Source organism: Xenorhabdus sp. NBAII XenSa04 (genome assembly GCF_963866145.1).
Lineage (GTDB): Bacteria > Pseudomonadota > Gammaproteobacteria > Enterobacterales > Enterobacteriaceae > Xenorhabdus > Xenorhabdus indica.
This window is the reverse complement of record NZ_CAWMEB010000290.1, coordinates 39275-54081: the sequence shown is the minus strand read 5'-3', so window position 1 is coordinate 54081 and position 14807 is coordinate 39275. Positions and strand designations below refer to the sequence as shown.

Annotated in this window: 13 protein-coding genes and 2 pseudogenes; 5 read left to right on the top strand and 10 right to left on the bottom strand. The window is 43.4% G+C overall.

Annotated features, from left to right (window positions below; translation table 11 throughout):
- Positions 1 to 14 precede the first annotated feature (14 nt).
- Genes lsrB through lsrA form a run of 4 tightly spaced genes read right to left on the bottom strand, consistent with a single transcriptional unit; the run spans position 15 to position 4753 of the window.
- Positions 15 to 1052: an autoinducer 2 ABC transporter substrate-binding protein LsrB gene (gene lsrB / locus AAC147_RS10525; protein ID WP_047680753.1), complete on the bottom strand. Its 1038-nt coding sequence runs from the start codon at positions 1050 to 1052 to the stop codon at positions 15 to 17.
- 56 nt (positions 1053 to 1108) lie between these two features.
- Positions 1109 to 2122 (bottom strand): autoinducer 2 ABC transporter permease LsrD, encoded by a 1014-nt coding sequence (lsrD, locus tag AAC147_RS10520; protein WP_047680750.1) that lies wholly within the window; start codon positions 2120 to 2122, stop codon positions 1109 to 1111.
- 7 nt (positions 2123 to 2129) lie between these two features.
- A complete protein-coding gene (gene lsrC, locus AAC147_RS10515; RefSeq protein WP_369793145.1) occupies positions 2130 to 3152 on the bottom strand; it encodes an autoinducer 2 ABC transporter permease LsrC in 1023 nt (340 codons plus the stop codon).
- 5 nt (positions 3153 to 3157) lie between these two features.
- The gene (gene lsrA / locus AAC147_RS10510) at positions 3158 to 4753 is read right to left on the bottom strand and encodes an autoinducer 2 ABC transporter ATP-binding protein LsrA (protein WP_081988992.1); all 1596 of its coding nucleotides are present in this window, start codon (positions 4751 to 4753) and stop codon (positions 3158 to 3160) included.
- A gap of 284 nt (positions 4754 to 5037) precedes the next feature.
- Here lsrA and lsrR point away from each other — a divergent pair, with 284 nt between their 5' ends.
- From lsrR to AAC147_RS10490, 4 genes are all read left to right on the top strand, one after another.
- Complete coding sequence (gene lsrR / locus AAC147_RS10505) at positions 5038 to 6105, top strand: transcriptional regulator LsrR (protein WP_047680744.1); 1068 nt, start codon at positions 5038 to 5040, stop codon at positions 6103 to 6105.
- Between the two features lie 110 nt (positions 6106 to 6215).
- The gene (lsrK, locus tag AAC147_RS10500) at positions 6216 to 7808 is read left to right on the top strand and encodes an autoinducer-2 kinase (protein ID WP_047680741.1); all 1593 of its coding nucleotides are present in this window, start codon (positions 6216 to 6218) and stop codon (positions 7806 to 7808) included.
- A gap of 95 nt (positions 7809 to 7903) precedes the next feature.
- Positions 7904 to 8914: an AAA family ATPase gene (locus AAC147_RS10495; protein ID WP_047680738.1), complete on the top strand. Its 1011-nt coding sequence runs from the start codon at positions 7904 to 7906 to the stop codon at positions 8912 to 8914.
- The gene (locus AAC147_RS10490; protein ID WP_047680735.1) at positions 8911 to 9465 is read left to right on the top strand and encodes a hypothetical protein; all 555 of its coding nucleotides are present in this window, start codon (positions 8911 to 8913) and stop codon (positions 9463 to 9465) included. The genes AAC147_RS10495 and AAC147_RS10490 overlap by 4 nt, the downstream gene beginning before the upstream one ends.
- A gap of 142 nt (positions 9466 to 9607) precedes the next feature.
- Here the strand turns inward: AAC147_RS10490 and gorA are convergent, their stop codons facing one another.
- From gorA to AAC147_RS10460, 6 genes and pseudogenes are all read right to left on the bottom strand, one after another.
- A complete protein-coding gene (gene gorA, locus AAC147_RS10485) occupies positions 9608 to 10960 on the bottom strand; it encodes a glutathione-disulfide reductase (protein WP_047680732.1) in 1353 nt (450 codons plus the stop codon).
- 137 nt (positions 10961 to 11097) lie between these two features.
- A complete protein-coding gene (locus tag AAC147_RS10480; RefSeq protein ID WP_047680729.1) occupies positions 11098 to 11940 on the bottom strand; it encodes a 23S rRNA (adenine(2030)-N(6))-methyltransferase RlmJ in 843 nt (280 codons plus the stop codon).
- 202 nt (positions 11941 to 12142) lie between these two features.
- A pseudogene (locus tag AAC147_RS10475) lies at positions 12143 to 12301 on the bottom strand (phage major capsid protein); the annotation flags it as partial.
- 131 nt (positions 12302 to 12432) lie between these two features.
- Positions 12433 to 12828 carry a DUF1240 domain-containing protein gene (locus tag AAC147_RS10470; protein WP_072032500.1) on the bottom strand — a complete coding sequence of 132 codons (396 nt, stop codon included), beginning with the start codon at positions 12826 to 12828 and terminating at the stop codon, positions 12433 to 12435.
- Positions 12825 to 13748: a hypothetical protein gene (locus AAC147_RS10465; protein ID WP_081988990.1), complete on the bottom strand. Its 924-nt coding sequence runs from the start codon at positions 13746 to 13748 to the stop codon at positions 12825 to 12827. The genes AAC147_RS10470 and AAC147_RS10465 overlap by 4 nt, the downstream gene beginning before the upstream one ends.
- 333 nt (positions 13749 to 14081) lie before the next feature.
- Positions 14082 to 14294: pseudogene (locus tag AAC147_RS10460) on the bottom strand (primase-like DNA-binding domain-containing protein); the annotation flags it as partial.
- 121 nt (positions 14295 to 14415) lie between these two features.
- On the opposite strand from AAC147_RS10460, the gene AAC147_RS10455 reads away from it, so the two are divergent.
- Positions 14416 to 14781, top strand: a complete 366-nt coding sequence (locus AAC147_RS10455; protein ID WP_047680723.1) for a DUF1090 family protein — start codon at positions 14416 to 14418, stop codon at positions 14779 to 14781.
- Positions 14782 to 14807: the final 26 nt, after the last annotated feature.

Here is a 14807-nt window from a genome sequence, read left to right as displayed (position 1 = left end):
CTATCGGATATGAATCAGAAGTCGTATTGGTTAATGTTTTCTTTGGTAAAAATCACACGCTCCGGCATTACAACAATGCCATTGCCTTTCGCTTCATAGCTGTATCCCTGAACGCTGTTCGGTGAAACCTCAAGTGTGCCGATGTCAGGAATAACCAATTTATCCCCCACATTCAAATTGCCTTTTTTCAGCATTTCATTGGCAACATGAACCGCTATCTTGCCCTGCTTCACCACATCCCACAGGGCGAACTGTTTGACGGTGCCGTTTTCTACATAAGGGCGCATCACATTCGGCGTACTGAATCCAACAATCGCCACATCCTTACGTTCCAGGTTTTCCGCTGCCTGTGCCGCCGCAGGCAGCGCATTGGCATCAGGAGCAATAATTACATCCAAATCACGCCATGCTTTCAGAATACCTTCCGCTGTCTGTAAAGACTTGGCAGCATCGTTATAGCCAAATTGGGTAGTCACAACGTCCCAGTCGGGATATTCCGCTGCAATCTTGGCTTTCGCTTCCTTCACCCATTGGTTTTGATCTGTCACTGTGGGGCTGGAGTAGAAAAACGCTACTTTTGTTTTATCCTTTTTCACTGCATGATCTTTTTTCACTTGATTGGCAGCCATTTCTACCAATATCCCACCCAGTTGTTTTGGCGTTCCCTGATCGATATAGATAGAACGGCACTCTGGCGCAGTATCTGAATCCCAGGTCAACACTTTCACACCACGCTGCATGGCGCGTTTCAGTGCCGGACATAAACCATCCGGTGATACTGCCGACACCACAATCGCGTTGTAACCCTGATTAACAAAATTATTGATGAGCTGTACCTGCCCTGCCACACTTGGCTCAGTCGGGCCATCGTAAGTAACAGCAATCCCCAAGTCTTTACCCGCAGCCTGTGCTCCTTGTCCGCCACTGGTAAAGAACCCGACACCAACCAGCTTCGGAATAAATGCAATTTTGTCAGCAGCTTGTGCCCAGGAAACACATACCAGACTTAACACACTCGCCAAAACCAGTTTTTTTACTATCGATGTTTTCATGCCTGTCTCCACTCTTTTCTATTTCAGGAATAGTTCAGGAATCATTCAAGAATAGCTCACTGAAAAACCGCAGCCCGCCAACGTTGCCAGCAATCACGAATTTGATGGCGATGCAGTGAAACAGAGCGTCCGACCACAGCCATAATCAGCAAAGCACCAGATAACGCGCTAGATATCTGGTTTGGGATACCCGCCATCTGTAGCCCCTGCTGCAAATAACCCACCAACAGGACAGCTAATGCGGTGCCAATGATAGAGCCAGAACCGCCGTAAATATTAGCTCCCCCCAACACCGCCGCAGTGATAGCTGGCATCAGGAATGAGCTGCCCAAGTCAGCGCGTGCTGAACCGAAATAAGACACCAAAACAATCGCAGCCAGTGCAGAAGCTAACCCCGTTAGGGCATACAACAGGCACAGGGTTTTATTGACAGGAATTGCAGCATAACGGGCGGCGCGGCTATTTTGCCCAATCAGAAAGACATTGCGTCCATAGTGAGTACGGTGCATGAACAGCCAGAGCCCGATGACACAAACAGTAAAGATAACTAACGGTACAGGCAGTTCCAGCAATGTCAGGTTAGCGAAATCAGTAAATGCAGCCGGAAAACCGCCAATGCCTTCATAACCTGTCGCCCCCGATAACCCGGACAGTAATAATGCACTGCCACCGAACAGGTACATTGTCCCAAGAGTAATAACCAGAGGATTAACGCCGGTGTAGAAAATCAGCCCGGCATTGATCAAACTACAGAGCACTCCTGTAATCAGCGTCAAAGGAAGAGCAACAACCATCGGTAGCCCGGCCTGATTCATCATCCCCAATACAATGGCACATAAGCCGATAATCGCCCCAAACGAGATATCAATCCCACCGCTGACAATTATCATCGTCAACGGTAAAGCGACGATACCAATACAGATAAAATCGCTGGTGCTGAACAGCAATACATTAATATCCAGCATCCGTGGATTTGCTATGCCAAATAACAGGATTTCCAGAGCCAACAGAACAGCAAGAGCCGTTTCCCAACCATAACGTTGTCGCCCATGCTTTTTAAGCGCATTCATATTATGACTACCTCCTGTTTTCTGCTGCTGAATCTTTAACAGAATCATTATCTGGCTTGAGGAAACGGGCATAACGTTGCTGACGTAAGTTCTTTGCAACGGCACTACGCAATCTGCCATCAAATACCAACACTGCCAGCAGAACCAGACCCGCAATAAAATCGTTCCACCATGCCGGCAGTCTGAGTAATACCAGCACGCTATCTATTTGCGTCAGAAAATAAGCACCGAAAATTGCTCCTGTTACCGTTCCCATCCCACCGAGCAAACTAATTCCCCCCAAAACACAGGCAGCTATTGCTTTCATTTCCAACCCGTTCCCGGTCTGATTTGGGATAAAACCAATCTGGGCGACAAATACAATACCTGCCAATGCTGCCATTACGCCATTCGCGGCAAAAGCTGTAATACGGATACGACTAATAGGTACACCAAGCTGACGAGCACCTTGCAGATTGTCGCCCGTGGCATAGAATCCACGACCAAAATCCGTCATCCTCAACACCCACATCATTGTCAGAACCAGTAATATCAACAACCATCCAATGGGAGAAATGCCGAATAAGATTGGATTAGCGAGCGCTTTCACATCCGCAGGTAACCCCTCAATCCATTTACCGCCTGTCAGCAGCAGCATCAAACCACGATACAAACCTAGCGTACCTAACGTCGCGACAATGGCCGGAATTTTCAGCCATACCACCAGCACACCATTTACCAAGCCTGCCATCACACCGGTCAATAGTGTTATCAGGCAGGCTACCGATAATGGAAAACCCGCATTGAGTGACATTCCCAATACAACAGCACACAACCCCATTGTTGAACCAACGGAGACATCAATATTGCGGGTGAGCATTACCAGCGTTGCCCCCATCGCCAATAACATCAGGATTTGCGCATTAGAGAAAATCATCGTGATGGTCTGGAAATTGAAAGCATGGTGCTCCAGACTTCTTAATAGGAGAAACAATCCTAAAATGGCAATCAGCGCAGTGACTTCACGATTGTTCTGAATAAAGTTTTGGATAAACTTCAGCATGATGCCCTCTCGCCATTTTCCTGTTCACCAAAAGAAAGATGCATAATCGCATCCACACTCATGCTGGATTTATCAAGGTGACCACAAATTTCTCCGTGGTGCATAACCAATACCCTATCCGCCAACTGTACGACCTCATCAAGATCAGACGAAATCAGCAGAACTGCCACTTGCTGGCTGGCAATGTGATGTATCAGTTGATAAATTTCATGGCGTGCGCTGACATCAACACCACGTGTCGGCTCATCAATAATCAAAACGACTGGCTTTGCTTCCAGGCACTTGGCAAGCAGAATCTTTTGCTGATTCCCGCCTGACAGGGTACGCGCAGGTTGGCTGGCATGACGGTAACGAATATTGAGCGCCCGGCGATAACGCTCAAGCACTGCGGTATCATAAGCAGGACGAACCCAAAACGTGCTTTGGTTATGGATCAGTGAACAAACATTCCAGCTCAGGGGAGCATCAAGGAACAATCCCGATGCCTGTCGATCTTCTGGCAGATAAACCAGACCACATCGCAATCGTGCTGCTGTATCCAGTGGATTGAGACTCTGTTGGCGCAAACGGATCGCGCCACTCACAACAGGCCGCAATCCATATAACGTTTCTGCCAGTTCTGTACGCCCTGCTCCAACAACACCTGCCAAACCAACAATTTCTCCCGCCTTCAAAGTCAGACTGATATCACGAAAACCTTCGCCACACAGGGAAATCACGTCAAGTACCGGAGCCTGAATATTGCTATCGGATAAATAATTAGCAGCATCTAACCACAGTTTCTGTGTATCTGTTAATGCAGAAACCCTTGCCTCTGGTGTAATTGCCTGAATAATTGTTTCAGTTGAAAAATCCACAGTCGGCCCACTGAGTGCGATTCCACCATCCCGCATAACACTGACATAGTCAGCAAGCTGGCGAATTTCAGGTAATTTATGGGAAATAAAGATGATCCCCACTTGTTGCTGTTGCAACTCCCGTACCCGTTCAAACAATCGTTCTGTTTCCGCGGGAGTCAGAGAAGCCGTCGGTTCATCAAGGATCAAAATGCGGGAATTGCGCATCAAACCGCGCATGATTTCCACCATCTGTTGATCGGCCACATCCAGACTGCCGGCTGGTGCACTCAGATCTAACCGACAATTCAGTTGCACCAACAATTGTTGCATCCGGCTTTTGCTGGCTTGATGCTTAGGCAGATAAAACAGAATATTTTCCTGAACAGAAAGGTGGGGAAATAACAAAGGTTCCTGTGGTACTAGATAAATACCTAACAGATGGGCTTTGGCAGGTGTCAAAGGGTTAATGGTATTTCCTTCCAACATCAGTGTTCCGGCATCCGGCTGCTCAAGACCTGCGATGACTTTCATCAACGTCGATTTACCTGCCCCATTTCCTCCCAACAAAGCATGAACTTGCCCCGACATCAGAGTGAAATCAACCTGTTTCAACACCACCAAACCGGAAAATTGCTTACTGATCCCCCGGACAGCCAGAAGCGGTGGCATATTGGCAGCATGTTTTTGCGATGAGCGTATTGGCAATGAATGCTTTTGCAATGAATTACTAGCGGAATTGCTTTGTGACATCACGCTACCTCAGGGTGTTTATATGATTTTCGCTGCTGTACCTTATTGCTGCTTTCCGTTTGTGACCCCGGATACTTAACCTGAATACCGATATGAACATTTATTTTTTTAAAAAACTTTTGTTCATGACTCTAATCCATAATCTGAATTTTTTGCAATATTTCGATCACATTTTGTGAAAAAGTTAGATCTTCATTAAAATATGTTCAATTTTTCGCGGAATACCTCTGGTACACCAGAGGCTTTCATGCTTAATTCTTTTCCAGGGGATTAAAGAAGTTGTTATGACGAACAAATCAAACAAGAAAAAATCAGTTTCAGAGAAAGACGTGTCATCCGGGGAGTTTTATTATCCGGGTAATAATTCGGGTAATAGCTATGCAGGTAATAACTATGCAAGCAATAGCTATACAGAAAACAGCTATCCAGGAAACAGCATGAGTGAAGAAGAACTACTGGCACGTGTTGCCTGGTTTTACTATCACGATGGTCTGACACAAGGGGACATCGGTGAACTGCTTGGCCTGAGCCGTCTTAAGGTCTCCCGTTTGCTGGAAAAAGGGCGGAAATCCGGTGTGATCCATGTTCAGATCAACTCACGCTATGAAGGATGTCTGGAGCTGGAAGATACCCTTAAAAAACACTTTAACCTCAATAAAGTACGCGTCTTGCCAGACCTTGAAGGGATTAATCCGAATACCCGGCTAGGCACCGGGGCCGCTCATCTGTTGATGTCACTGATTGAACCTCGCCAACTTTTGGCTATTGGTTTTGGTGAAGCCCCCATGTGTACTTTGCAACATCTGAGCGGTTTTATTTCTTCCCAACAGATCCAGCTAGTGACGCTATCGGGTGGCGTTGGCCCTTATATGACAGGTATTGGTCAGCTTGATGCAGATTGCCCTGTCAGTATTATTCCTGCTCCACTCAGGGCATCAACCCAACAAGTCGCAACAACATTCCGCGAAGAACGCAGTGTGCGGGATGTGATACTCACCGCCTGTGCCGCCGATATCGCAGTAGTCGGTATTGGGGCAATCAACCAGAGACAACAGGCAACGATTATGCGTTCCGGTTATATCAGTGATGGGGAACAATTGATGTTTGGACGCAAAGGGGCGGTGGGAGATATTCTCGGCCACTTTTTCAATACCGAAGGGGAACTGGTCGATGATATCGACATTCATCAGGAACTGATTGGTCTCACCTTGTCTGAGCTGAAAACCATTCCGAACGTGATTGGTGTCGCTGGTGGTATTGAAAAAGCCGAAGCTATTGTTGCTGCATTAAAAGGAGGCTATATCAGTTCGTTGGTCACGGAAGAAAAAACCGCAAGGGCTATGCTGATGTGATCGTCTAATCATTTATCCCCAACAGATTAGGGGATATCCCCTGTGCCATATCGTAGTCAATAATCAACAACCAGTAGGCTAATAAGATAACGACAAACGAGGATAGCATCATGAACCAACGCACTCATGCTCACTCATCAGGGAAGTATCTGATGGCGCTTGATGCAGGAACAGGCAGTATCCGTGCAGTAATATTTGATCTGGAGGGAAATCAAATCTCTGTTGGACAGGCGGAATGGGTTCACCAGCCAGTGCCGAATGTCGCAGGCTCAATGGAATTTGACCTGAAAACCAACTGGCAACTGGCCTGCCAATGTATCCGGCAGGCACTGCAAAAAGCGGAACTACCCGCCAGTGCGATTCAGAGTGTTGCAGCTTGTTCCATGCGGGAAGGTATCGTCCTTTACAACCGCAACGGTGATCCCATCTGGGCATGTGCCAACGTAGACGCCCGTTCCAGTCATGAAGTCAGTGAACTGAAAGAGTTGTACAACAATACGTTTGAATATGATGTGTATCGTTATTCCGGCCAGACCTTAGCATTGGGCGCAATGCCTCGTCTGTTGTGGCTTGCCCATCACCGTTCAGATATCTATCGGCAAGCCAGTACCCTGACGATGATCAGCGATTGGCTGGCTTATATGTTGAGTGGCGAACTGGCAGTTGATCCTTCCAACGCAGGAACAACGGGCATGCTGGATTTAGTGAGCCGCGACTGGCGCCCAAGCCTGCTGGAAATGGCAGGATTGCGTTCCGATATCCTCTCCCCAGTTAAAGAAACCGGTACTTTACTTGGATACGTAACAGATAAAGCTGCAACCGAGTGCGGTCTGAATAGTGGTACACCGGTTATTATGGGCGGTGGTGATGTCCAGCTCGGTTGTCTCGGTATTGGTGTTGTCAAACCTGCTCAGACTGCGGTACTTGGCGGCACATTCTGGCAGCAAGTGGTTAACCTGCCAGAGCCGATGACCGATCCCAACATGAATATCCGCATTAATCCTCACGTGATCCCTGGCATGGCGCAGGCAGAATCCATCAGCTTCTTCACTGGCCTCACTATGCGCTGGTTCCGTGATGCTTTCTGTGCGGAAGAAAAACTGATGGCGGAACGTCTGGGTGTTGATGCCTACAACCTGCTGGAAGAAATGGCAGCGCGAGTTCCTGCCGGTGCATATGGTGTGATGCCCATTTTCTCCGATGTCATGCGCTTTAAATCGTGGTATCACGCTGCCCCTTCCTTTCTCAACCTGTCGATTGATCCGGAAAAATGCAACAAGGCAACACTATTTAGGGCATTAGAGGAAAACGCCGCTATCGTTTCAGCCTGTAACCTCGATATGGTTGCAGCATTCTCAGGCGTACAACCCGATTCACTGGTTTTCGCAGGCGGGGGATCAAAAGGAAAACTCTGGAGCCAGATTCTCTCCGACGTAACCGGGTTACCCGTGCGGGTTCCGATAGTTAAGGAAGCAACGGCATTGGGTTGTGCGATAGCAGCGGGCGTCGGGGTTTCGCTGTATGATTCCATGCCAGAAACAGGGGAAAGACTGGTGCGTTGGGAACGGGAATATCAACCAAACTTAAACCACCAAGAGGTTTACCAAAAAGCGAAGAAAGACTGGCAGACAGTATATGCAGATCAACTGCATTTGGTGGATGATGGGCTGACAACTTCGTTGTGGAAGGCACCGGGATTGTGATTTCCAGTCATAAACGAAATTTGGGCAAGTGTAACGGCTTGCTCAGTCATACTAAAGCCATTACTCTTACAAAAACAACCGGGTAGGAGTGCACCATGTTTACCACTTTAGAATTAACAAATTTTAGTGCCTTTAAACAGACAGAATTTAAATTTGTTTCTGGAATAAACGTCTTTATTGGTGAAAACGGAACCGGTAAAACCCATTTAATGAAACTATTATATTGTGTGCAACAAAAAGGGCACAATACCGATGAGTTAAAACAAAAACTCGCGAATGTCTTTCGTCCAAGTGGTGGTAACGTTTCCAGACTAGTAGCACGCAAAAAAGGGTCAACCAGTGCATTAGTCAATATTACTTCACATCGTGGCCTGTTTGAAAAAACGCTTACACTTAAGTTCGACAATACACGTCATCATCTCTTCGAAGTAGAAGGTCAACTTAATTTATCTAAAGAACCTGTTTTTATTCCAGTAAAAGAAGTATTGTCCTTTGCTCCTGGGTTTATTTCGTTATACGACAAATATGAACTGGCATTCGAAGAAATCTATTACGACATCGTAAAACAGGCTTACCTACCTGCTCGCAAAGGAATGCCACTTAAAGATGAACAACCTTTGCTGGAATTAATTCGTAGAACAGTCGGAGGCCGTGTCAGTCTTCATGGAGAAGAATTCCAGTTGACTTCAGGGAATTCTAAATTAGAAATTTCTTTGATCGCTGAAGGTCATCGCAAATTAGCGCTAATTTGGCAACTCATTCATAATGGCTCTCTATTTAGTAATAACACCCTATTTTGGGATGAACCAGAAGCTAATCTTAATCCCTCTTTAATGCAGAATGTCGCGAAAATACTCGTAATGCTCGCCGAACGTGGTGTGCAAATCTTCGTTGCAACACATAACTATGCTTTTTTGAAAGAACTGGAATTTGCTAAACAGCAAAACAACCCTATACGTTATTTTGCGCTAGAAAAAACCAAACAAAATGGTGTAATAAACCATATGTTTGAACAATATAAAGATGTGAGACCCAATAAAATTGCTGATGAATATTTACGTCTGTATGACCTTGAAATTCAACATTCATTAGGGAATGCAAGATGACAGCACAAATGCATCCTGAGTGGATTGAAGGTGATCTGTATTTCGATTTTTCTAAAGCGCAATCAGTAAGAAAATTAGATAAAAAAGGTTCTGAGGGGCATGGTCTCAGTCACTTATTGAAATCCGTCGATTTTGTAGTCGAATGGTCAAACCAACTTTGGTTAATAGAAATTAAGGATCCTGAAAATAGAATGATCCCTAATCATCTTAAAGAAAGAGAACAAACAAAGTTCCGACGCAAACTGCAAAGCGATAACCTTGTTAACAAAGAGTTATTTCCTAAGTTACGCGATAGTTTAATCTATCTCAGCTTAGAACAAGGCATAGTAGATAAACCTATGCAATATATCATTCTCATTGGCTTATCATCATTACAACCTGCCGAACTTGCTGGTTTACAACACAAACTTTGGCATACAGATTGGATAAAAGGCCCCGAAAGAGGATGGAAAAAACCTTTTGACGTACATTGTATGACTGTACAACAATGGAACCGAGTATTAACTCAATGCCCAGTAATAAGAAAGAACGAACCATCTGCCCCTCAATAATAAAAGCCAGAATTGTTCTGACCTTGTATTCAAAAATAAAAGCAAAAATCAATAAAGCAGAACCTGTTGAAAACCACGCCCATAGAACGTGGTTTTCAATCAGTCATAGAAATAAGATAGATGCTTTTCCTGCATCATCTTCCTATCTCATAGTCACAAACTCTTCTGCCGCCGTTGGATGGATTGCAACCGTATTATCAAAATCCTTTTTCGTTGCCCCCATTTTTAGCGCAACTGCGAAGCCTTGCAGGATCTCATCCATACCAAAACCGATACCGTGGATACCTACAATTTTCTCATCTTTACCTACACAAACCAGCTTCATGCGACATGGCTGACGATGCCTTGTTACCGCGGTATACATTGCGGTAAATGATGATGTATAAACTTTCACCTGATCATCGCCATATTGCTCCCTTGCCTGTGGTTCTGTTAATCCTACAGTACCAATTGGCGGATGGCTGAATACGACTGTTGGGACATTGGCATAATCCAGATGTTCTTCCGGCTTGTTGTTAAACAGACGTTCCGATAAACGACGACCTGCCGCAACCGCAACTGGCGTCAGCTCCACCGCTCCCGTGTTATCGCCTACGGCATAAATACCTTTCACATTCGTATTCTGGTATTTATCGACCTGAATGTATCCTTGCTCATTAAGCTCAATACCTGCCACCGCCAGATTCAGATTATCCGTCACTGGCTCACGCCCAATCGCCCATATCAATGTATCAATCGTCTGCTCCCGGCCATCCTGCAATTGCAGCGTCAAACTGCCATCAGCATTTTTAATCACCGCTTTCGGTATTGCTTCCGTATGCAATGTCGGTCCTTCATTTTTAATAACTTCCAACAACGTATCGACAATCAACGGATCGAAACAACGTAATGGTGCATGTTTACGAACAAAAAGATGGGTTTCACTTCCCAACGCGTTCAAAACACCCGCAATTTCCACAGCAATATAGCCTGCACCTACGACTGCAACTCGTTTTGGCATCTCATCCAGTTCAAAGAAACCGTTTGAATCAATACCATATTCTGCACCGGGAATAGCAGGAGACATTGGACGGCCACCGGTCGCAATCAAAATATGGTCAGCCGTAATTTTTTCGCCATTTACTTCAATTGTCTTTGCATCAACAAAACGCGCGAATCCCTGAATAACATCCACTTTATTGTTACCCAACACACGTTCATACGACATATGAATACGATCAATATAGGAGGAACGGCTGGCAATCAATTTTTTCCAGTCAAAATGATTTACTGTTGCATCAAAACCATAATCAGAGCCATATTGATGAATAGATTCCGCAATCTGCGCGGCGTGCCACATCACTTTCTTCGGTACACATCCCACATTAACACATGTTCCACCCAATGCTTTTGCTTCAATCAGGGCACATTTCTGCCCATACATGGCCGCACGGTTAACGGAAGCAATACCACCACTGCCACCACCAATTGCAATATAATCGTAATGTTTACTCATCTTAGGCACTTCCGTCTAATCAATTAACTTACCGACTAAAATTTAAGCGTAAATCATATTATTACAAAAAGTTATCACTATTCATGACGGTTCTGGCTCTTATTGTCATAGGCCAGAGCTATCAAACCAACGACGCCTTATTCCGGCACAATCCATTCTACTAAAGTATGTCCCGTACCTTCAGGAACCAGTACCTGATGCAGCCATGGCAGAACAGACCGCATCTGCTGTTCCAACTTCCACGGTGGGTTGATAACAATCATGCCAGATGCTGTCATACCACGTTGATCACTGTCTGGACGCAGACCTAATTCAATCTGCAAAATTTTGCGGATCCCTGTCGCCTCCAGTTCTTTAACTAGACGTCTAATCTGCTGACGAAGCACAACCGGATACCACAACGCATAAGTTCCCGTCGCAAAGCGTTTGTACCCTTCCAAAATACCTTTAACGACACTCTGATAATCTGATTTCAATTCATAAGATGGATCGATCAGTACCAACCCACGACGAGTTTTAGGAGGTAATTTTGATTTCAGTTGCTGATAACCATCTTCACGCAAAACACGTGCACGTCTGTCACGGGAAAACTCACTGCGTAATAAAGGAAAATCGCTCGAATGCAATTCACTCAGATTAAGCTCATCGTTTTCCCGTAATAAATGACGGGCAATCAACGGGGAACCAGGGTAGTAACGCAGAACCCCATTCTGATTCAGTGCCTTAACAACCCTCATATAAGCATTTAACTCTTCAGGAATATCATCACGTTGCCAGATACGAGCAATACCTTCCAGATACTCACCCGTACGCTCGGCATGCTCTCCGCTTAATTGATAACGACCCGCGCCTGAATGGGTATCCAAATAAAGAAAGGGCTTCTCTTTTGTCTTAAGTGATTCAATGATCAGGCTTTGTACAGTGTGTTTAAGCACATCAGCGTGATTGCCCGCATGGAAACTGTGACGATAACTTAGCATTAATTTATTTCCTATTGATTTTTAACTAGTTTTAGTTTGGCATAAGGCAAATAAATCATTTTATTACCCCACGAATTACCCCACAAATCATTGCACGAGCACTAAAACACAATAAAGCATAGTAACAAAGTAAGTGCAGTCACCGCATCCTAAAAAGAGTAAATGTAGGCTAAAGAAAGTGAAGTGTGGGGTAACGGATTACCCCGTGGGCCACCGTTGCGCCACCGACCGAAACAAGCTGTTTATATTCGTTGCGGCGAGTGGTTTTAATCGTACAGATTCGGCGCATGACTGACTCATCAGCCAGTTGCTGCATGATCTGCTTGTTAAGTTCAGGGATAACAGTATAACCGCCATCTGCGGTCATGGTGTCTTATGGTTATTTATTTTCCTCAAAGACACTATTTAATACTATGCAAAATAATTAAAAAGCCTCCAAAGTTTGGAGGCTAAACAGGACAAAACATAAAGACAGAATATTTACAAAAAATTTCATTTACACAGGGATAAATTTTTCACGTAAGTAGTTGGTGACATCCACGATATTTTATCACATGTCAGATAACCATCATTTTTTAACTTATAATCAACATAAAAAGAGAGAGGAAAACCAATTATAAATGATGCAATCATCAACCTACTCAGATATTTAACAATTATCTTGTTAAATTTAGGTAATCTATCAAATATAAAGAAAAAAATAGATCCTGATAAAGAGTAAAATATTATAGGAAAAGATAGAATGCTTATAATAACTGCGCCGGAGAATGTTATTTCATCTTTCATTAATATTAATGAAACAGCAGATTTAATAATGAAGGACATCAAAAACGTAAGGAATAATAACAATATTACTCCACCCAAGGCTTTTAAATATTTGCTATTCACCTAATTCTTCCCATCGCATTAAAAAAATATTGTAAGTCTGCTTCCGGTGTTCTTGGCTTTCTCTTCATTTCTTCTTTTAAGAGTGCTATTAATTTTTCGCTTATTCCATATTGCTTGTCAACAAGATCTAAACCGACAGCCACTATAATTCCAACTGCTAAAACTATTCCCGCAACAGCAATAATACTTCCACCCAAAAAAGCAGTAGCAGTTAAAAGTGACCCGGCAATCCAAGAGGATGCAGCAATAATAGCGGTTTTAGCCATATCCATTGTTATGTTGCCGATAAAATCAGCTAAGGTATATTCATCCTTAAAAATACTTTCTATCAATCTATAGCTAATCGAAAAGACAATACAGAATCTAACACCTTTGATAATACTATTATTAAGACCCTGTTGTCCTATCCCCATGGCTAACATTTGAGGGTGGCTAGCACCGTATCGGGTTCCTCTGACAAGACGCCTAAGTCCCGCATGACCTGACAGGTGAATATATTTTTTCCCATTTTCTCCCACATAGGTTTTTGCAGTAATACTTAACCTCTTAAATTCCCGGCAAACTTCAGAGAATCCATGTGAATCATAGATATTTCCAGCATAGGTAGAAATAGGGTCTGTGACAGAAAACACTGCTGCCATAGGATTTTTCTTCTTATTTCTTACCTCGCTACTTCTTGCAAATTCTTCGCCATAACTTGGTTTTTGTGGAGGGCTAGGATTAATATCTTCAATAATACTTTGAGCCTGAGCCAATGTAAGCACATAGTGATACTGGGTATTATCACTTAATACCTTTTCTAACCCTATAGAATCAAAAAATTCATGTTGAGGAGTTAACTGGTTAATTCCTATTTTACCATTTAAATAATCCCCTAGGTAACCGTCCCAAGTGGGATTATAACTTTTACGTCTTGTCATGTAAGCTCTCCATACTGTTTAATATTTCCAAATATCATCATAATACTAATAAAAAATCACTATCTTATACCCGATGACTCCCCAAAAATCTTTTTGAAGTCACTCACTGTACACACAGCGCATGATTTTTAAGAAGCCTGTTATATCTGGATTTGTGACCATTAACAGAGTATTCATTAACTATTCACCTGTTAACCAAAACCTTTTCAGATTATGTATAGTATGCATACTTGGTGTACAGAAGACGAATAACTATACATCCTATTTTTATATTTAAAATCAGAAAAATACGCTATTTAATGTACAGAGTGCATAGTTAAACCTAAAAACCTATCATGGTATAATATTGAGATTTTTATGCTCAGGTAGCGACGGCAGCCATTCTTCTGCTTCCTCCGATAGCTCAACATTATAAGAAGACCCTTTCTTTGTTCTCGTTTTTCGATAATCCTTCCGGCACTCCTGCATAATTTTAGGGATGGATTAACCAAATTTTGTCAGGGTTAACAGCCGCTCAAAACCGTGTGCTTACATAAAAGATAAATAAAAAGATAAAAGCCTCCATCCTCCCCTGTGAGTTGTAACTATGGTCAAATTTTTAGGATCAAATCCAGATCAGCATATAAAATTTTGGATAATTACCTTAAACCCATATTAGGAATAATTCATGAAGTCGAAAACTATGATCTTATCTGTATTGATCGTTTTCAGTATGAGTATTGCCTATGCAAACCCCAGTAAAGCTGGATGTGAGGAAAAAAAGAAAACACTAGAAAAACAACTTAAGTATGCAAAAAATGATAAGGATAAAAGATTGATTGCTGGGTTAACCCGAACGCTGGAAAGCCTCAATGCAACTTGTGAATGGGAAAGACGTTTAAAAAACCTGCAAGAACAAACTCCAGTACATCAAAGTAATTCGGCTTCTGATATTCCATCAAATAAAGTTAACTCCTCAAAAAATTCACGCTCCCACTCTAAATACAAAACAAAGAATAAAACTAAAAAAGTGCAGGCCAAAAAGAAATATTAGGACTGCACTGAAGCACCAACCAATAA